Source organism: Salinicola sp. JS01, assembly GCF_030284585.1.
Taxonomy (GTDB): Bacteria; Pseudomonadota; Gammaproteobacteria; order Pseudomonadales; family Halomonadaceae; genus Salinicola.
In genome coordinates this window covers 1,775,265-1,793,329 of the sequence record NZ_CP127244.1, presented here as the reverse complement: position 1 = coordinate 1,793,329, position 18,065 = coordinate 1,775,265, and the positions used below count along the sequence as shown (strand labels likewise).

Annotated in this window: 16 protein-coding genes and 1 tRNA gene; 4 read left to right on the top strand and 13 right to left on the bottom strand. The window is 65.8% G+C overall.

Annotation, left to right across the window (positions count from 1 at the left end; genetic code table 11):
• Positions 1 to 181: 181 nt before the first annotated feature.
• A complete protein-coding gene (locus QO259_RS08060) occupies positions 182 to 667 on the bottom strand; it encodes a DUF2489 domain-containing protein (RefSeq protein ID WP_285952437.1) in 486 nt (161 codons plus the stop codon).
• 43 nt (positions 668 to 710) lie between these two features.
• Entirely contained in the window at positions 711 to 1,523 is an 813-nt protein-coding gene (gene cysQ / locus QO259_RS08055; protein WP_285952436.1) for a 3'(2'),5'-bisphosphate nucleotidase CysQ, read from the bottom strand.
• Positions 1,524 to 1,776: 253 nt separating this feature from the next.
• On the opposite strand from cysQ, the gene QO259_RS08050 reads away from it, so the two are divergent.
• The gene (locus QO259_RS08050; protein WP_285952435.1) at positions 1,777 to 3,270 is read left to right on the top strand and encodes an SLC13 family permease; all 1,494 of its coding nucleotides are present in this window, start codon (positions 1,777 to 1,779) and stop codon (positions 3,268 to 3,270) included.
• Positions 3,271 to 3,434: 164 nt separating this feature from the next.
• Here QO259_RS08050 and QO259_RS08045 read toward each other — a convergent pair.
• A tRNA-Pro gene (locus QO259_RS08045) sits at positions 3,435 to 3,511 on the bottom strand.
• Positions 3,512 to 3,727: 216 nt separating this feature from the next.
• Here QO259_RS08045 and QO259_RS08040 point away from each other — a divergent pair.
• From QO259_RS08040 to QO259_RS08030, 3 genes are all read left to right on the top strand, one after another.
• Positions 3,728 to 4,096 carry a CidA/LrgA family protein gene (locus tag QO259_RS08040; RefSeq protein ID WP_285952434.1) on the top strand — a complete coding sequence of 123 codons (369 nt, stop codon included), beginning with the start codon at positions 3,728 to 3,730 and terminating at the stop codon, positions 4,094 to 4,096.
• Positions 4,093 to 4,821 carry an LrgB family protein gene (locus QO259_RS08035; protein ID WP_035470941.1) on the top strand — a complete coding sequence of 243 codons (729 nt, stop codon included), beginning with the start codon at positions 4,093 to 4,095 and terminating at the stop codon, positions 4,819 to 4,821. The genes QO259_RS08040 and QO259_RS08035 overlap by 4 nt, the downstream gene beginning before the upstream one ends.
• Positions 4,822 to 4,963: 142 nt before the next feature.
• A complete protein-coding gene (locus QO259_RS08030) occupies positions 4,964 to 7,324 on the top strand; it encodes a right-handed parallel beta-helix repeat-containing protein (RefSeq protein ID WP_285952433.1) in 2,361 nt (786 codons plus the stop codon).
• Between the two features lie 140 nt (positions 7,325 to 7,464).
• Here QO259_RS08030 and QO259_RS08025 read toward each other — a convergent pair whose 3' ends face one another.
• From QO259_RS08025 to QO259_RS07980, 10 genes are all read right to left on the bottom strand, one after another.
• Positions 7,465 to 7,635 (bottom strand): hypothetical protein, encoded by a 171-nt coding sequence (locus QO259_RS08025; protein WP_285952432.1) that lies wholly within the window; start codon positions 7,633 to 7,635, stop codon positions 7,465 to 7,467.
• Entirely contained in the window at positions 7,632 to 9,650 is a 2,019-nt protein-coding gene (locus QO259_RS08020; RefSeq protein WP_285952431.1) for an acyltransferase family protein, read from the bottom strand. Before QO259_RS08020 ends, QO259_RS08025 begins: the two co-directional genes overlap by 4 nt.
• Before the next feature lie 47 nt (positions 9,651 to 9,697).
• On the bottom strand, positions 9,698 to 11,059 hold the full coding sequence (locus QO259_RS08015) for an undecaprenyl-phosphate glucose phosphotransferase (protein ID WP_285952430.1): 1,362 nt from the start codon (positions 11,057 to 11,059) through the stop codon (positions 9,698 to 9,700).
• Between the two features lie 121 nt (positions 11,060 to 11,180).
• Positions 11,181 to 11,849, bottom strand: coding sequence for an adenylyl-sulfate kinase (gene cysC / locus QO259_RS08010; RefSeq protein WP_285952429.1), 669 nt, complete (start codon positions 11,847 to 11,849; stop codon positions 11,181 to 11,183).
• Between the two features lie 11 nt (positions 11,850 to 11,860).
• Positions 11,861 to 12,793, bottom strand: coding sequence for a KpsF/GutQ family sugar-phosphate isomerase (locus tag QO259_RS08005; protein ID WP_207035398.1), 933 nt, complete (start codon positions 12,791 to 12,793; stop codon positions 11,861 to 11,863).
• Between the two features lie 415 nt (positions 12,794 to 13,208).
• A complete protein-coding gene (locus tag QO259_RS08000) occupies positions 13,209 to 13,772 on the bottom strand; it encodes a KdsC family phosphatase (protein WP_207035396.1) in 564 nt (187 codons plus the stop codon).
• The gene (gene kdsA / locus QO259_RS07995; RefSeq protein WP_035470950.1) at positions 13,772 to 14,617 is read right to left on the bottom strand and encodes a 3-deoxy-8-phosphooctulonate synthase; all 846 of its coding nucleotides are present in this window, start codon (positions 14,615 to 14,617) and stop codon (positions 13,772 to 13,774) included. The genes QO259_RS08000 and kdsA overlap by 1 nt, the downstream gene beginning before the upstream one ends.
• Complete coding sequence (locus QO259_RS07990) at positions 14,617 to 15,834, bottom strand: capsular polysaccharide export protein, LipB/KpsS family (protein ID WP_285952428.1); 1,218 nt, start codon at positions 15,832 to 15,834, stop codon at positions 14,617 to 14,619. The genes kdsA and QO259_RS07990 overlap by 1 nt, the downstream gene beginning before the upstream one ends.
• The gene (locus QO259_RS07985) at positions 15,827 to 16,894 is read right to left on the bottom strand and encodes a glycosyltransferase family 4 protein (protein WP_285952427.1); all 1,068 of its coding nucleotides are present in this window, start codon (positions 16,892 to 16,894) and stop codon (positions 15,827 to 15,829) included. The genes QO259_RS07990 and QO259_RS07985 overlap by 8 nt, the downstream gene beginning before the upstream one ends.
• A 4-nt stretch (positions 16,895 to 16,898) precedes the next feature.
• Positions 16,899 to 18,059 (bottom strand): hypothetical protein, encoded by a 1,161-nt coding sequence (locus tag QO259_RS07980; RefSeq protein WP_285952426.1) that lies wholly within the window; start codon positions 18,057 to 18,059, stop codon positions 16,899 to 16,901.
• Positions 18,060 to 18,065: the final 6 nt, after the last annotated feature.

Below are 18,065 nucleotides of genomic sequence, written 5' to 3'. Positions count from 1 at the left end.
AAAGAAATCTCTCGCGATGGAACCCATCGAGTCGAGTAGCGGTCAATGTTCCCATTGTCCCTTTTTCTTTGCAGCTCCGTAACAGCATTGTCGATTCCTTGCCGGTATGCAAACCCGCGTCGGAAACACTGTTCTTTTTTAGCATCATTTACGAGATTGGCAAAGCGTAGCGGCGAAAAGTTCACGCCGCTTGCGTGATTGCCGCCCACTTATCGGGCCAATCGGCACACAGCGCCTGCAGCGCCCGGGCAGCGTCATCCAGCCGCGTTTCGTACTGCTCGGCGATCGCCACCCGGGCGAGATCCTCGCGGTGGCGCTGACGCGGCGTCAACTCGCTTCGTGCGGCATGCGTACGCAGATGCGCCGCCTGCGCCTGGACCTCGGCAATCACCTTGAAGCGCTCCTGCGTCACCAACTGGTGATCGACGATATCCAATAGCACCTTGCAGCGCAGGGCGCCCTCGACCAAGTCTACCTGGCGCTCGAGCATCGCTTGCGAGATCGCCGCCAGGCTATCGATGCAGTTGCGATTGGCGCGCGCGATCTCGTCGCGGCGAAACGCTTCGCGTCGCCGCACCTCGCGCCACAGTCGGCGGGCATAGAGCGCCAGCCCCACCACCACGGCCAGCGCCACCAGCGCCAGCGCACTCACTCCCCATGCAGACATCACACTCTCCTGAGCCGATCGGTTGTCTTCGCCGACGCCGCACTCACCGCGCCGCCTGCCAAGCCGCCCGCCAGTCCCCCTGGGGGTCGGCACAGGCGACGAAATCCGGGTTGAGCAGCGACGCCTTGGTGTTGTAACGCAACGGTTGCCAGTCTCGTGGATCGACCAGCGCCCCGCCGGCGCCTTCCAGAATCGCTTGCGCCGCCGCGGTATCCCACTCGCTGGTCGGGCCGAAACGCGGATAGAGATCCGCCTCACCGGCGGCGATGCGACAGCACTTGAGCGAGCTGCCGAGGGCCTCCACCCGGGCCCCGGGCAGGCGCGCGATAAACGCCCGGGTGTGCGCGTCGCAGTGATGGCGGCTCACCATCACCCGTGGCGGCGTGCACGACTCGACGCCGAGTCGAATCCAGGCAGCCCCGGCGGCTGGCTGATACCAGGCGCCCGATTCAGCGCCGCCGGCCCATACCTCGCCGCTACCGGGCTTGGCGATCACCCCCAGCACCGGGCGCTGATCACGAATCAGCGCCACATTGACACTGTACTCGTCGGAGCCGCGAATGAACTCCTTGGTCCCATCCAGCGGATCGATCAGCCAGTAGCGCGACCAGCGCCGGCGCGTCTCCCAGGGGGTGGCGGCCGCCTCCTCGGAGAGCACCGGCAAGCGGGCATCGCCCAGCGTCGGCAGCGCCGCCATCAATACCTGGTGGGCGGCGAGATCGGCGTCGGTCACCGGGCTGGCATCGGACTTGAAGCGCGTCTCCAGGCCATCGGCGGCGGCGCTCAAGATCGCCTCGCCGGCACGCCGACAGAGCGACGCCAAGGCGTCGAAAGAGGGATAGAGAGAAGCGCTCATGCAGTCATCCTAGATCACCGGCGGCGCTACCGCCGTCGCCGTGCTGCGAATGGGCGGCCGATCCGAGGACGGCCGCGGCGTGCGCGCATGATATTAGACCGCCGCACATACCGCATCCTCGGCCGCAGCCGGCATGCCAGGTGCAGCGTGCCAATCCGTTGATAGACTGGAGGCATGGGAATGGGGTGCGTGACCGGCTCTGGGTCATCCGCCCCGCTGCTCGATCCATGGCTTCGTCAACCGGAGAGACGTCATGACCACCACTCGCACGGATGCGCATTCGCCCCCCTCCCTCACCGCCAGGATCGGCCTGATCCTGGGACCGCTCTGGGTGCTGACGACGCTACTGCTGCCATCGCCTGCCGGGATGTCGCCCGCCGCCTGGCACTGTGTCGGCCTGGCGCTGCTGCTGGCAACCTGGTGGGCCACCGAGGCGATCCCCATCCCCGCGACATCGCTACTGCCGATTCCGCTGGCACCCGCGCTGGGTATTGCCGAGCTCAAGAGCGCCGCCGCCAGCTACGCCAATCCGACCATCTACCTGTTCCTGGGCGGCTTTCTGCTCGGCATCGCCATGCAGCGCTGGAATCTGCATCGCCGGATCGCCCTGCGCATCCTCGATCTGGTCGGCCAGAAACCGCGCCAGCAGATCGCCGGCTTCATGCTGGCCACGGGATTCATCAGCATGTGGGTCTCCAATACCGCCACTGCGATCATGATGCTGCCGATCGGCATGTCGGTGGTGTCGCTGTTCGCCAGCGCCGACGCCCGCGAGGTGGAACGCTACGCCACCGCCCTGCTGCTGGCGATCGCCTACGCGGCGAGCATCGGCGGCATCGCTACGCTGATCGGCACGCCGCCCAACGCCATCCTCGCCGGCTACCTCTCCAGCGAGCAGAATATCGAACTGGGCTTCGCCGAGTGGATGACCGTGGGGCTGCCAGTGAGTCTTGCAATGATGGCTGTGGCCTGGTGGTGGCTGACCCGCGGCGGCTTCGATCTGCGCCTGCAGGCAAGTGCCAACAGCAGCGAGAACAGCGGCAAGAACGACAGCCGGGACGGTAACGTGATCCGCGACGAGCTGAGCAAGCTGGGCCCGCTGAGTGCCGCAGAGATGCGCGTCGGCGTGGTCTTCCTGCTCGCCGCGCTGGCCTGGATCACCCGACCGCTGCTCAACGACATGGGCGTGGACTGGCTCTCCGACACCTCGATCGCGCTGATCGCCGGGGTGGGCCTGTTCCTGATCCCCAGCGGCAACGAGCCGCACCGCCCGCTGCTGCTGTGGGAGGACACCAAGGATCTTCCCTGGGGCATCTTGCTGCTGTTCGGCGGCGGTCTGGCACTGGCCAGCAGCATCAGCAGCTCGGGGCTCGCCGACTGGATCGCCAATCAGCTGAGCCTGTTCGACGTCCTGCCGCTACTGCTGCTGATCGGCGCCGTGGTGCTGGTGATCATCTTCCTCACCGAGCTGACCTCCAACACCGCCACCGCCGCGGCCTTTCTGCCGCTGCTCGGCGCGCTGGCGATCTCGCTGGGCATCGACCCGCTACTGATCACCGTACCGGCTGCGATCGCCGCGAGCTGCGCCTTCATGATGCCGGTGGCGACGCCGCCCAACGCCATCGTCTTCGCCACCGGGAAGATGAAGATCCAGTCGATGATCCAGGCTGGCTTGCTGCTCAATCTGGTCGGCGCCGTGCTGGTGACCTTGATCAGTGTGGCGGTGGTCGAGGCATTCTGGCTCTAGCCACAACGCGCGCGGTTGACGGTCGGCGCCTCGGCATACAGCGGGATGGAAGGACAGCGGACAGAGGGACAAAAAGAGAGCCGAATGGCAAAACGGCTGGACGGAAAAATCGACACAAAAAAAATGGCCAATCGGAGCGAATCCGATTGGCCATTTTCTCGATCTGGTCGGAGCGACAGGATTCGAACCTGCGACCTCTGCAACCCCATTGCAGCGCGCTACCAAGCTGCGCCACGCTCCGGCTTCGCCCAGGCTTGCCCGTGGGCTACCCTGCGAAACGACGCGTATACTACCTTGCGTTTCCGGAAATGAAAAGCGCTTCTTTCATCTTTTTTATCAATCGCTTGCAGGACAGTCTCGGGACGCACTTGGTGATCGCCGCAATCGACGTACAATAGCCCGCTTTCCGGGCGCTCTGCCTGTTCCCCGTCTTCCACCACGCGCGCAAGAGGTCACCATGTCCCTGATCATCGGCATGAGCATTCTGCTCGGCTGTCAATTTCTCGGAGAGGTGCTGAGTCTGGCACTGTCGCTGCCGATTCCCGGCCCGGTCATCGGCATGCTGATCCTGCTCATCGGCCTCGTCATTCGCGGCAGCGTTCCGGCCAGTCTGCGCAGCATGGGTGAAGGCCTGCTCAAGTACCTCACCCTGCTGTTCGTGCCCGCCGGCGTCGGGCTGATCGAGCACGTCGGGCTGATCAGGCAGGAGTTCTGGATCCTGCTGGTCACGCTGGTGCTATCGGCAGCAGTGACCCTGTGGGTGACCAGTCAGGTGATGCAGCGGCTCGCCCACCGCAGCGGCACAGCGCAGGAGGAGGAGGTATGAGCCCGCTACCTCTGGGTCAGGTGTGGGTCTATCTGGCCGCCAGCCCACTACTGCATCTGTTCGCCACCCTGATCGCCTTCGTCATCGCCAGTCGCATCAATCGCTGGGCCGGCGGCACGCCGCTGCTGCACCCGGTGATCCTGTCGATCGCGCTGCTGATCGCCTTTCTGCTCCTCACCCATACCGACTACCCCACCTACTTCGCCGGCGCGCAGTTCCTGCACTTTCTGCTCGGCCCCGCCACCGTGGCCCTGGCGATCCCGCTGTTCGACCAGCGCGAGCGCGTACGCCGCCTGCTGTGGCCGGTATGTGCCGGCACCCTCGCCGGTGTCGCCACTGCGGTGGTATCGGCGGTAGGTATCAGCCTGGTACTGGGTGCCGACCACGCCACCGTGCTATCGCTGGCGCCCAAGTCGGTGACATCACCGATCGCCATGGGCATCGCCGAGAAGATCGGCGGTATTCCCTCGCTGACCGCCGGGCTGGTCCTGCTCACCGGGGTCATCGGCTGCATCATCGGCCCCTGGGTCCTGCGCCTGGGCCGCGTCACCGATCCGGCCATCCGCGGCTTCTCCATGGGTTTGGCCGCCCACGGCTTCGGGACCGCTTACTGTTTCTCCACCTATGGCGCCATTGCCGGGGCCTTCTCCGGCCTGGCCATGGGGCTCTCCGGGCTGGTCACCGCCTTCGTGCTGCCACCCCTGGTACAGCTTTTCGGCCTCTGATTCCTCAGCGTTAGCGCGGGCACTGCCGGTGGCGGATACGCACCTCCACCACCGGCTGACAAAACCACACCAAGTCGCAAAAGAGCGCGGGCGGCGAGTTGCGGATAATGCTCAGCGAGTTCACGACGTGAGAGTGCGCCCCATGGAAGTCAAAACCTTCTTCGCCCAGCGCGCCGACGGTCGAGCGCTGCCACGCGCCGCCGTCAGCGTCCTGCCCCAGGGTGAGGAGACGCTGGCAGCCGGCCTGGAGGATGGCCTTGGTCAGCCGCTGTCCAACCCGTTCCACGCCGATGCGGACGGTCGCATCCAGTTCGCCGCCCCCAACGGCCACTATGTGGTGGAGGTGGGCGATGGCACCCAGCAGCAGCGCTTGCACGCCCAGTTCTTCGATCAAGGCGAGATTCATTCCGCCTCCGGCACTCAGCCGCTGGCCCAGGCGCTCGATCAGCGCCTGGTGGTGGTCGACAGCGTGGATACCCTGCGCGAGTGGCCGGGTGCCCGTGTCGCCGACGGCTGCTGGCTGGTCTGCCGCAGCTTCTACCGCGACCGCCCCTTCGAGTTGGATATCCAGCTACAGCGCGTCGTCGCCCTTGACGACCCCGGGCAGGCCAATCAGATGGCGTGGCTGCCCATTGATCACCCACACCACGACGACTTCCATCGCTTCACCCTGTGGGCCGCCGATGGCGCCGCCTATGTCCAGCCCGGCGACGACATCGACCTGCTCAAGGTCGGCTTTCGCGCCGATTACACTGACGCCGAGGGCAGCGGCAGCGACGAATCGGCGTGGTTCCAGGAAACTCTGGACAAGACCCCCTACCGCACCAAGTATCTGCCCGATCTGCCCCAGGGCTGTGCGCTCTATCTGGGCAAGCGGCGTATCGCGCTGCGCTCGGGCACCCGTCTGGTGGGCGCCGGCGCGCGCGCCAACAGCCGCCTGGTCAGCGATTATGTCGCCAGCGGCTTTCGCGATGGCATGTTCCTACTGCGCGAACCCCACGTGATCGCCGCCTGGGCCGAGGGGCGGCCGCAGGGCGATCTGGACGCCGCCTTCAGCCACGATATCCATGTCAGCGGCCTCACCCTGGAGGCGCGCGACTTCTGCCGCGGCGCGGTAGCCCTGGTCTGCGTGCGCGACGTGGTCTACCGAGATATTCATCACGTGCGCTGCGGCGGGCTGAAAGTGTTCCATGAGCTGGAGCTGAACGGGCGCTACTCCACCCGGGAGGAGAACCCGGAGAGCGACAACGCCGTGGCCGCGGGTTTCAACCCCGAGGTGCCCGACGACCTGAGCGAGCGCATCCGTATCAGCGACCTCTCCGGCGGTGCCGGTCGCTATACGCTCAGCCCCGGCGACAGCAAGCGCGCCGGCGCCGTGCGCCTCAACTTCGTGCGCGACTTCAGCATCTCCCACGTGCACATGGACTACTGCAACGTCTCCGGCTGGGGCGGCTCGGCGCGCCCGGGCAAGGGTGGCGAACTCCGGTGGATGCGGCGCCTGCGCGACGGCTTCATCCAGGACGTCCACTGCCGCTGGACCAATGGCGCGATCTATTTCAACAACGCCCACAACATCAAGGTCTACGGCTGCAGCGCCAAGGAGGTAAGCGACACCGCCTTCGACCTCGAGGGCTGCACCTACTGTCTGTTCGACGGTCTCTACGCCGAGAACGCAGCCAACTTCGGCATCTCGATCTTCTATGCCACCCGCGGCAACGTGATCAAGAACTTCGTCGCCCGTCAGAGCGCCAGCGCCGGCACCCTGCACGAGCGCCTGGCAGAGCCCAAGTTCGGCCCCGGCCTGGGCCGCACCCTGTTCCGCCGCCTGGCCGGGTTCGAGGACCCTGACTTCAGCCAGGACGTGACCCTGGATACCGGCGCCTTCGTCTACGAGGGCGAGGGCTTCGGCGCGGTGATCGTCGACTCCTGGGCCGATGTCACCTATCGCAACGTCAGCCACCATGACGTGGTCATGGACCTGCGCGGCCACAGCAACGCCCAGTCGCCCTATCTCAAGGACTGCCGCTTCACCTTCACCCGCCCCGCGCGTGATGGCGACGTACTGGTGGCGCTGGGCACCAACCGCAGCGACTACGGCTACTGGAAAGGCGGTGCGATCGTCTCAGAAGTGCCACAGCCGGCCGGCGTGGTGCCGCTGCTGGGGCAGCTGCGCGCCTATACCGGCACCGCGATCTTCGATCTCGACGACCTGCGCATCGACGTTCCCGGGGTCGAGACCGCGATCGCCGTGTGCGATGCGCGCCAGGCCGGGCGCCGCCCCGGCCACGCCTTCCGCCTCGGGCGCAACCTGATCCCGGCCCACAGCGGCATCACCGATCTCGCGCTCAATCGGCAGTCGGGTGGCGACGCCCTGCAGCTCGATGCCGGTGACAATCGCACCCTCGACTTCTCTCTTGTGCAGGTGCAGGCACTGGACGAGGGAGGCACCCGGCGCTATGCCGCACTCGCCTTCGGCCTCGATGTGGCCCGCGGCGGCGACTGACGCCAATCCCGGCAGTGACCACGCCGGCCGCAGTCACATCGTCACCAACGCAAGACGCCCGCCGGATTCGGCGGGCGTCTTGCATTCGGCGGGGCGTTGACGGCGCATAGTGGCTCAGAGCGAAGGCGCCGCCTGCCGACTCAGCCGAGCATGACCCGGTTGGCCTCCCCCACGATTCGCAGGCCGCCGGATGCCGACCGCGTCGAGCGCTGGTCCAAAGGCGTGCGTATTGGCCCGGAGAGCGCGGGCAGCGCGGGGGTCGCGGCCACGGCCAGCATGGCAGTGATGAATCGACGGCGTGTCAGACTCATGATCCCTCCTTGGGTTCGGCTGGTTGACTGCCCTGGGACGCGCCGGCGATCCAGTGCCCCGCATCCGCCATCGCGAATGCCGCCTCGGCCTGAGCCAAGGTGTGGGCGATACGGGGCGCCGCCAGCTGCGAAAAGGTGTTGGTGATGTGATGGTCGTCGCGGTAGAGCAGCACCTTCCCCTGCAGCGGCCGACACAGGCGCTCATCGCAGAAGAGATCGCTGATATCCGCGAAGTAGACGTTGTCGAGGTGATAATCAGCGGTGGGCGAACGCCGACTGAGCAGCGCATCCCGCGGCTTGGCGCAGGCGTCCGCGGCCTCCTCGTGCAGATCGACACACTCGGGCACGTCGAAGCCGAACCAGGGATTGTCGCGCAGCGCCAGGACCCGCACGCCCCCTTCCGCCAGCGCGTTCCACGCCGCCAGATAGCCCTCGGGCACGTACTCCGCCGAACCCTGCCCACGAGTCGAGTTGGTGAACACATAGTCGGGCTGGATCTGACGGATGCGCGCGATCACCCGCTCGTTCCAGGCATGGCAGGAGGGGTACGCCATGTAGTCGGCATCGGCGTCGAGGGAGAGCATGCAGCCGCCCTTGGTCAGGGTGACCAGGCGAAAGCGCTCGCGCGCCGCCACCCGTTGGAGCGCCGCCAGCCACTGCTGGGCGTGGGAACCGCCGGCCAGCACCACCGTCTTGTCGGCGTCAGGGTCACCGTAGCTGCACTCCACCAGCTCGGCATCCGTCGCGCTCTGATGGCAACCATCCCGGGACGACGGTGGCAGATCCATGCTGGCGATCAAGGTCGGCGGGTAGACTGCTGCCTCTGCCGGCCGGGCGTGGTGCAGGAACCGATCGAGTGCCGCCTCGGCGCTGGCGCGGCGCCCCTGGTAGTCATGATACCAGCCGCCCAGGGCCGCCATCGGCAGCGCCAGCAGTGCAGCGCAGGCCGCATAGGTGGCGAACCGGTGCCGCGACAGCCATGCCGAACGACGCACCGGGTTCTCGAACCCCCAGGTGGTCAAGCCCGCCAACAGCGCGGCGCCGCCGATGATCGCCAGCCCCGGCAGCAGCCCGACGTCGAAGCCGCCGGTGGCGTAGCGATAGCAGGAGAGCAGCGGCCAGTGCCACAGATAGAAGGCGAACGAGAGATCGCCGAACCACACCACGCCGCGATTGTTGAGCAGCCAGATGTCGCACTGGTTGCGCGCCGCGACGATGATGCCGCAGGCCGCCAATACCGGAATCAGCGCCACCACACCGGGGAACGACGACGACACCTCGAGAAACAGCGCAAAGGTGAGCAGCACCGCCAGCGACACCCAGCCGAGCAGCTTGGCCGCCAGACGCGACAGCGTCATCCGCGTCACCGCAAAGGCGAGCAAGCCGCCGATGGCGAACTCCCAGGCCCGCGCGCCGCTATCGAAGTAGGCCCACGGCTGGTTGCGCGCGGTCATGTAGACGCTGTAACCCAGCGACAGCAGCCCGATCAGCACCAGCGCGACGATCACCCGTCGGCGGTAGCCGTGCTGGTCACGGCCGACGCGACCCGCCACCCACAGCAGCAGCGGGAACAGGCAGTAGAACTGGACCTGCACCGCCAACGCCCACAGCTGCTGGAACGGCGACGGCGGCGAGCCCTGCTGCAGATAGTCGGTGGCGGTGAAGGCCAGTGCCCAGTTCTCGAGAAACAGCGTCGAGGCCAGGGCGTGCTTGATCTGATTGCGCCACATCGAATCCGGCATCAACCACAGCGACAGCGCCACCGTGGTCACGATCACCACCGCCGCGCTGGGTACCACCCGGCGCAGGGTCTTGGCGTAGTAGTCGAACAGCCCGCCCAGCGTGGGTGGGCCGCCGCGGGTCAGCGAACCGACGATGAAGAAAGCAGCGACGACGAAGAACACGTCGACACCGCCGGAGACCTTCTGGATCCAGATGTGATAGACGGCGACCATCAGCGCCGCCACCGCGCGCAAGCCCTGAATCTCGTACAGGTAGCTTGAGTGTCTAGCCAACGTTCAGCTCCTTCGAACGTAACGGATGAGGGATCAAAACCGCCATATCAGTAGGCGTTCTGACCGGTGAAGCCCTTGAATACGGTGAGAAAGATGATCTTCAGGTCGAGCAGCAGCGACCAGTTGTTGATGTACCAGAGATCGTGCTCGACCCGGCGCTGCATCTTGTCCAGGGTGTCGGTCTCACCCCGATAGCCGCACACCTGGGCCCAGCCGGTGATGCCCGGCTTGACCATGTGCCTCTGCATGTAGGACTCGACCAGATCCTTGTAGTAGTCGTTGTGCGCCAGGGCGTGCGGACGCGGCCCGACGATCGACATGCGCCCCTGCAGCACATTGATGAACTGGGGCAGCTCGTCCAGCGAGGTCCGGCGCAGGAAGGCGCCGACCCGGGTGATGCGCGGATCGCGCCGGGTCGCCTGGGAGACCTGGCCGGCGGACTCCTGATGCACCTTCATCGAGCGGAACTTGTAGACCTGGACATCGTGGCCGTTGGCTCCGGTGCGCAACTGCTTGAACAGCACCGGACCCGGCGACGACAGCTTCACCGCCAGCGCGCAGGCCAGGCACACCGGCGCGATCAACAGCAGAATCAAGCCGCCGATCACGATGTCTTCCAGGCGTTTGGCCCACTGCGCGCTGCCGGCGATGGGGCTGACGCTGAGATCGAAGGCGTGATTGCCGGCGACCTGGCTGACCCGATGGTTGAGCAGCGGGATATCGGCGAAGTGCGGGATGAAGCGAATCTCCAGCGGCAGATGGCGCAGGTTGTACATGATCGCCTTGACGTGGGCGCCTTCGGAGACCGGCAGGCAGATCCACACCTCATCGGCGCCCGACTTCTCCACCCGACGGGCCAGATGGCGCGGCGTCTGCTGGCTACGTAGCACCCGCGCGCGGCAGATACCGGCGAGCGCATAGCCCTGCTCGCGGTGGCGGCGCAGCGAGCGCGCCACATCGAGCAGGTTCTCCTCGGGACCGACCAGAAACACCTTGCGCCGGTTCTTGGCGCTGGCGTTGTGATAGAGGGTCAGCATCATCAGCAGCGCCCGCGACGCGCACACCAGGCAGAACGACAGCAGGAAGGTGAACACCAGCCACTGCCGCGACACGCTCTCGGAGAGCTTGAACAGATAGAGCAGGCTGGCGAGTACCGCGAACACCGCCGCCCACACCCACAAGAGCCGGTAGATACGGCTGCGCAGCCGGGTCGAGCGCCACTTGCTGTAGCCGCCACCGAACAGATTGATCAACACCACCGCCAGCGCCACCAGCACCAACACCAGCGCGTTGCCGCTATCGAGCCGCGCACTGCCGAAACGCACCTCGCTGGCCAGCACGCCCGCCAGCGCTATGGCCATCACATCCATCAGCGGCGCCAGACGCCGGACCGGATTCAGGCTTTTCATCGTGGTTCTCCCTTGAACGCGTGGTTATCCCTGAACGCGTAGTTCTCCTTGGACGCGTGAGTCTCAATGACCGCTTGCACCTGGCTTGCCATCGCCGCAGACGCCACCAACGCTCGGCCTGTCATACGCAGCGCCGGCCCGCGAGATAGTCCACCACCTGCTGTGCCATCGCCGACGGCGAGCAGCTGCCGTCGTTGTGCAGATGCACCTCGGGCGCCTGGGGCGGCTCGTAGGGTGAGTCGATACCGGTGAAGTCAGCGATCTCGCCAGCCCGCGCGCGCCGGTAGAGCCCCTTGGGGTCGCGCGCCTCGCAGGTCGCCAGCGGCGCGTCGACGAACACCTCGATGAAGTCCCCCGCCGCCAGCCGCTGGCGCACCGCGGCTCGCTCGCTGCGAAACGGCGAGATGAACGCCGACAGCGTGATCACCCCGGCATCCACGAACAGCCCCGACAGCTCGCCGATGCGCCGCACGTTTTCGACCCGGTCGGCGTCGGAGAAGCCGAGATCGCCGTTCAGTCCCTGGCGCACGTTGTCGCCGTCGAGCAGATAGGTCAGCTTGCCCAACTGGTGCAACCGCTCCTCGACCAGCCCGGCGATGGTCGACTTGCCGGAGCCGCTGAGCCCGGTGAACCAGAGCAGGCAGGCACGCTGAGCGTTGAGCGCCTCGCGCTGAGCCCGATCCACCCGATGGGCATGCCAGACGGTGTTGTCACTCATGCACGCGCCTTCTTTCTCACCCTGCATTCCCATGTCCTGCATTCCCATGTCCTGCACTCCCTTGCCCTGCATGCCCGCCTCCTTCATTTCTTGAACACACCGACCAGGCGCTCGTGGTCGAACACCAGCAGCACACTGATCTGCTTGCTATCCATCAGCGCCAGCGCATCCTCGACCCGGGCAGTGGGCGCGATCCGCGACGCCTGCGGCGTCATGAAGTCGAACGCCCGGCGACTGAACACGCGCTCACCGTACTTCTCGATCGCCCGGCGCAGATCGCCATCGGTGATGATTCCCCAGCGCTCGCCGTGGCGGACCACCGCCATGCCGAGCTGCCCCCGGGACATCGCCTGGATCACATCGAGTACCTGGGCGTCGGCCTCGACCAGGGGCAGGTTGTCGCTGCGCATCTCGTGCTCGACTCGGCTCAGCAGACGCCGCCCGAGCGAGCCGCCGGGATGAAAGCGGGCGAAGTTCTCGGGCTGGAAGTCGCGCGCCTTCATCAGCGTCACCGCCAGCGCGTCGCCCATCGCCAGCGTGGCCGTGGTCGAAGAGGTCGGCGCCAGCTGCAGCGGGCACGCCTCCTCCAATACACCGATGTCGAGATGACTGTGCGCCGCCTGCGCCAGGGTCGAACCGGGGCTGCCGGTCAGCCCCACCAGATAGTTGCCGTTGTCCTTGAGGAACGGGATCAGCTTGACCACCTCCTCGGTCTCACCGGAGTTGGAGATGGCCAGGAAGACGTCGTGCTCGGTGACCATGCCCAGGTCGCCGTGGTAGGCCTCCCCGGGATGCATGAAGAAGCTCGGCGTACCGGTGCTGGCCAGGGTAGCGGCGATCTTGCGCCCGACGATGCCGGACTTGCCCATACCGCACACCACCACCCGACCCGGCGTGCGCAGGATGGCATCGACCGCGGAGATCAGGTCGTTGTCGAGCTTGCGCGAGACTTCGAGCAGGGATTCGGCTTCCTTGGCGAAGACCTGCCGGGCGGTATCGAGATAGGTCAGATTCATAGGGACCTCCATGTGTCTCATGAATGTGTCTCATGAGCGGCTGAATGACCGATGGGATGACCCGCTTGAGAGACGCCCGGCCACGCCGCGACGCACCCGGCCCGTAATCGGGCAAGGCACGCCGCGCCGGCGGCGTCTGCTGAGATAGCGCGGGGTCGTACTGGGTGATGCCTGGGTGATGAATGAGTGATGACTGACTGAGTGCCGGAGAGCGCTGATCAGCGCCGACGTATCGAGCGGCGGACGCAGGCGCGCCCTTTGGCCGCTTTCGAGGCAATGCCGAGTGAAGATCTCAGCCCTGCCTCGGCGATGCCGCCGCCAGCGGGCGCTGGCGGCGCAATGCCCGCCCCCGTTTGGCGCCAGGCGCCGTGGGGGACGGGGTCGCTAGGTCGTGGGTGCCGCCCGTGGCGGATGACTACTGGACCAGATCGCCCAGCGCGTCATCGTCCTCGAGCAGATGGGCGTACATCTCGGCCAGGGTCAGCCCCCGGGCCGCGAGCAGATCCTCGGCGATCTCGCGCGCCACGCCGCGGCCGCCACGGCTGGCGGTCACATACGTGGCGACCTTGCGTACCAGCGGATGAGCGTCCGCCGGCGCATAGGCGACGCCGATTCGACGCATCACCGGAATATCGATGATGTCGTCACCGGCGAAGGCGATGCGCGCCGGCGGAATCTGCCACTCGGCGCTGATCTGAGCGATCGCCTCCAGCTTGCGACTGAAGCCGAGCTTGACCACGTCCATGCCCAGTTGGGTGGCGCGGGTGAGCAGCGGCTGGCTCGACTTGGCCGAGAGCACCCCACTCTTGATCCCGTGCTGGCGCAGCAGCCCCACCGCCACGCCGTCGCGGACGTTGAACGGCTTGAGCGCCTCGCCCTCGGGACCGATCAGCAGCGTGCCGTCGGTGAGCACGCCATCGACATCGAACAGCACGAGCTCGATGTCGTTGCGCGCATCGGCCTGGCCGCCCCCTGCCATCAACGGATCTCCAGCGCGGGGAAGCCCTTGACCAGATCATCCAGCGCCTTGATCTGGGCCAGGAACGGCTCGAGCTGGTCCAGCGGCAACGCGCTGGGGCCGTCACAGCGGGCGCGATCCGGGTCCGGATGCCCTTCCAGGAACAGCCCCGCCAGCCCCACGGCCATGCCGGCACGGGCAAGCTCCAGCGCCTGGCGCCGACGTCCGCCGGAGGCCTCGCTCGACGGGTCGCGGCGCTGCAGACTGTGGGTGACGTCGAAGATCACCGGCGCATTGCCGCTGACGTCCATCATCTCGCGGAAGCCGAGCATGTCGACGACCAGGTTGTCATAGCCGAAGCAGCTGCCACGCTCGCAAAGCACGATCTGCTGATTGCCCGCCTCGGCACACTTGTCGACGATGTTCTTCATCTGTCCCGGGCTCAGGAACTGCGGCTTCTTGACGTTGATCGGGCGACCGGTGCGCGCCATCGCCACCACCAGGTCGGTCTGGCGGGCGAGGAATGCCGGCAGTTGGATGATATCGGCGACCTCGGCCACCGGTGCCGCCTGGGCGACTTCATGGACGTCGGTGATCACCGGCACGCCGAACTCGCGCTTGACCGCGGCGAAGATCTCGAGCCCCTCGTCCATACCGACACCGCGGAAGGAGTGGATCGATGAGCGGTTGGCCTTGTCGAAGCTGGCCTTGAACACATAGGGGATGCCCAGTCTGCGCGTGACCTCGACGTAGGTCTCGCACGCCTTCAACGTACTCTCCCTGTCCTCGAGCACGTTGATGCCACCGAACAGCGTGAAAGGGGCATCGTTCGCTACCGTCAGACCGGCAATGGGTACGGATTTCATCAAGCTACCTCGCTTCGATCCAGAATGGGCAATCGGGCTCTTTGCATCAGCTTGGCGAAGTTCGCCGCGCTGAACGGAGTATCCCGAAAATAGTCTTCGTTCACTAGGTAATGGTCGACATAGGCCGCCAGACGACGCTCGTCGAACTGCGCATAGAAGGTGTTGCCGAGGAAGGTGACCGGCTTGTCGAGCAGCTTGGCCTCGAGCCCCACGGTAGAGTTGATCGTCACCACCGACTCGGCGCCATCGAGCAGGCGGAAGGTGTTCTCGTTGACGATCTTGAAGCCATGCTCGCGGCGCAGCCGCGCCAGCACCGCCGGGATCGCCTGATTGATCTCCGCCGGATGCGGCTTGATCACCAGCTTAAGCCCCCTTTCCGCTGCGATCTGTATCGCCCGCTTGAGCCCATCGATCACGCTGCCCTGGGGGTAATTGAGAATGATCTGGGCGTCGGTGCTCACCTGCATCGGAAAGAACAGATAGGGTGTCTGCCAATCCATGTTGTCGAGCGCGACGTCATCGGCCTTGCGCAGCTTGGCCAGTTCCGACAGCCCATAGGCGTTCTCGCCGGCGAGCCCGAGCAGCGCCTCGAGCCGGCAACCGGCCACCTGCACACACTTCTGCAGTACCGTCTTCAGGTCCAGCTTGCGCGCCTGCCCGATCACGTGCTTCTGCATGCGCGCCTGGGTGTAGTCGCGCTTCCAGCGGCGGAAGGCATCGAGGTCGACCGCATAGTCGTCGAGCAGCTCCACATGGGCGTAGAGATAGGACTGCATGTCGGTGCCCTGGGGATCGGCGAAGGTCTTGTTGCCGATATTGCCGTAACCCGTATAGAGCACATCGATCCCCTGGGCGCGGGCGTGGGCGGCCAGCGCCGACTGCGACGCCAGCCGGCCGCTGGGAAGAATGTAGAGCTCCCAACCGCGCCGCGGCTGCTCGCGCTCGATGAAATTGGCGAAGCCCGAATAGACCCGATCCGCCTGGCGCTGCGTCAGCCGCCCGGTCTTGATGCTGAAGTTGTCCTCGCGGCAGTGCCGGCCATGGCCGCGGCGCGGCATGAACACCGTCTCGCGCTTGAGCTTCAGATAGACGTACATGATCAGGTTGTTGGCCACGAAATCGACGCGGCACGCCTGGGCGCCGGGGGCGGCGAAAACGCGTTTGAAGAAACGGTAGTCTTCCGGGTTGGAGATATTGATCAGGATCCGACTATACATAGCAGTGCTCGCTCGAGCGGTAGAGTTTGAGAAGCGCCGAATTCATGCTGGCGGGCGAGAATTCACGCTCGTAGCGCTCGCGGCAGCGACGCCCCATGGCCTCGCGGTCGCCCGCCTCGAAGCGCGCCAGCGCGGCGTCCAGCGACGGCGCGAAATCGTCGAAATCGAATACTTGGCCGGTCTCGCCATCGCGCACCAGCTCCGGCAGCGCGCCGCGGTTGGAGCAGATCACCGGGGTCGCGTTACGGTAGGCCTCGAGGACCACGAGGCCAAATCCCTCCCAGCGGCTGGGCACGATCAGCGCCTTGGCCCGGGCGATCAGGCCGTCGAGGCTGGCGTTATCGAGCCAGCCGAGCAGATGCATGTTCGCCTTGGGCGCGAACGCCGTACCGGCATCCACCACGCTGCCACCGACCACTCGCAGCTCGCCATGGGCTTCACCCCAGCTGGCATAGAGTCGATCGAACCCCTTCTGGCGGTCGAAGCGTCCGATGAACAGGTAGAAATCCTCCTTGTCGACACCGACACGCGGTTCGCGGGTGTCGCGCACGCAGTTCTTGATCAGCAGCGTGCGCTCGCCCATACCCGCCGCGTTCAGCAGCGTCTGCTCGTATTCGGAGATCGCCACCAGCGCATCGCTGCGCGCATAGAGTGCACGCTCCACCCACTGGATCGCGCGGCGCTTGAGCCCCCCGACACGGTGCGGATCGAAGGCCACCCCGTGGGGCTGATAGACCAGCTTGGCCCCGCGCAGCGACAGCGGCAGCCCGCGGCAGACAAGCCCGGCGAAGGTGCTGTGGACGTGGACCACGTCCGGCCTCTCGGCCGCCACCGCCGCCGATAGCCGTGTGGCCAGATGGCGCAGACGCTGCGGCCGACTCTCGCCGGGGAAGTCGTGGATACGCACCGCATCCCCCAGCGCGATCTCCTCACGCTGCGCCGCCGGCAACACCATGGAGACCCCGCTGACATCGGGATGGCGCAGCTGCTCGCCCGCGACATTGTTGAGATAGGTGGCGATGCCGCCCGTCACCGTCTCGCATACATGCATGATTTTCATGGGATCACTCGCTGAAGGAGAGCATTACCAGCAAAGAAAAGATGATGAAGGTCGGCACCAGGACCAGCGCCGCATCGGAGAAGGTGGCCACCCAGTACATGACGCAGCCGATACAGGCACTGCGGCTCACGGGGCGCGAGGGGTCGAACAGACTGCGCGCCATAACCACGTTGGAGAAGAACAACAGGAACGGCAGCAGACCGATCAGCCCCACGAACTCGGCGATCGAGACGTAGGGAATCTCGTAGGACCAGTAGAGCGGCGTGTGTGAGATCAGTCCGGCGTCGAAGAAGTACTGCAGATACCCCGCCCGGCCCCCCAGATCGCTGTCGAACAGGAAGGTGACGTCGCGCCCCATCAGCCCCAGCAGACCGACGATGCCCGGCACCACCAGGCACAGCGCAAAGCAGATCAGGATCAGCTTCTTGACCGAGATGGCGCGATTGAAGAGCAGATATTCGAAGATGCAGTAGACCAGCAGCAGCGCCCAGGCGGTGCGAGACAGCGTCAGCATGATCGTCAGCATCAGCCCCAGTACCCACAGGCGGCGGGTCTCGATCACGCTGTAGAGCGGCAGCAGCATGATCATGCACACGGCGTAGATGTTGCCGTTGTTGTAGGTCGAGAAGAGCTTGAACAGGCCGCCGCGGTCGTTCATCTTCGCCTCCAGCGTCAGCTCGGCCCCATAGGTGGTGGTCAGCATGGGGATCGAGAAGTACTGGCCGGTGGCGATCTTGTAGAGGAACAGCGCCAGGCCGAAGACGATGGCGAAACGGATGCAGTGGCGCAGACAGACGAGCAGATAGGCGATCTGCTCGGGTCCCAGGCGCTTCGACCAGACGTAGACGAAGATCGGCACCACGATCAGCGCCATCACGTAGCCGAAGTAGATGCCCACGCTGGCGATCCCGTTGAGCAGTGTGACCGCCAGAAACAGCAGCCAGAACGGCACCAGCAGCCACACGTAGCAGGCGTAGCGATCCTGGCGAAAGAGCTTGCCAGTGCCCAGCATCGCCTTGAGGAACAGGATCGGGAACGTCACCACGATCAGCAGATAGATGGTGTTGAGCGGAATGCCGCCGAGGGCGACGCCCGACTTGGGTAGCGCGATGGCGAAGATCGCCACCAGCGCCACGAAAACGCGCTTGGCATCGATGACCAGCATGTCTCG

What these genes read in the sequence shown, in the direction of transcription:
- QO259_RS08060 (WP_285952437.1), bottom strand. Translation starts at nt 667, where the DNA reads ATGTCTGCATGGGGAGTGAGTGCGCTGGCGCTGGTGGCGCTGGCCGTG.
- cysQ (WP_285952436.1), bottom strand. Translation starts at nt 1,523, where the DNA reads ATGAGCGCTTCTCTCTATCCCTCTTTCGACGCCTTGGCGTCGCTCTGT.
- QO259_RS08050 (WP_285952435.1), top strand. Translation starts at nt 1,777, where the DNA reads ATGACCACCACTCGCACGGATGCGCATTCGCCCCCCTCCCTCACCGCC.
- QO259_RS08040 (WP_285952434.1), top strand. Translation starts at nt 3,728, where the DNA reads ATGTCCCTGATCATCGGCATGAGCATTCTGCTCGGCTGTCAATTTCTC.
- QO259_RS08035 (WP_035470941.1), top strand. Translation starts at nt 4,093, where the DNA reads ATGAGCCCGCTACCTCTGGGTCAGGTGTGGGTCTATCTGGCCGCCAGC.
- QO259_RS08030 (WP_285952433.1), top strand. Translation starts at nt 4,964, where the DNA reads ATGGAAGTCAAAACCTTCTTCGCCCAGCGCGCCGACGGTCGAGCGCTG.
- QO259_RS08025 (WP_285952432.1), bottom strand. Translation starts at nt 7,635, where the DNA reads ATGAGTCTGACACGCCGTCGATTCATCACTGCCATGCTGGCCGTGGCC.
- QO259_RS08015 (WP_285952430.1), bottom strand. Translation starts at nt 11,059, where the DNA reads ATGAAAAGCCTGAATCCGGTCCGGCGTCTGGCGCCGCTGATGGATGTG.
- cysC (WP_285952429.1), bottom strand. Translation starts at nt 11,849, where the DNA reads ATGCAGGGCAAGGGAGTGCAGGACATGGGAATGCAGGACATGGGAATG.
- QO259_RS08005 (WP_207035398.1), bottom strand. Translation starts at nt 12,793, where the DNA reads ATGAATCTGACCTATCTCGATACCGCCCGGCAGGTCTTCGCCAAGGAA.
- QO259_RS08000 (WP_207035396.1), bottom strand. Translation starts at nt 13,772, where the DNA reads ATGGCAGGGGGCGGCCAGGCCGATGCGCGCAACGACATCGAGCTCGTG.
- kdsA (WP_035470950.1), bottom strand. Translation starts at nt 14,617, where the DNA reads ATGAAATCCGTACCCATTGCCGGTCTGACGGTAGCGAACGATGCCCCT.
- QO259_RS07990 (WP_285952428.1), bottom strand. Translation starts at nt 15,834, where the DNA reads ATGTATAGTCGGATCCTGATCAATATCTCCAACCCGGAAGACTACCGT.
- QO259_RS07985 (WP_285952427.1), bottom strand. Translation starts at nt 16,894, where the DNA reads ATGAAAATCATGCATGTATGCGAGACGGTGACGGGCGGCATCGCCACC.
- QO259_RS07980 (WP_285952426.1), bottom strand. Translation starts at nt 18,059, where the DNA reads ATGCTGGTCATCGATGCCAAGCGCGTTTTCGTGGCGCTGGTGGCGATC.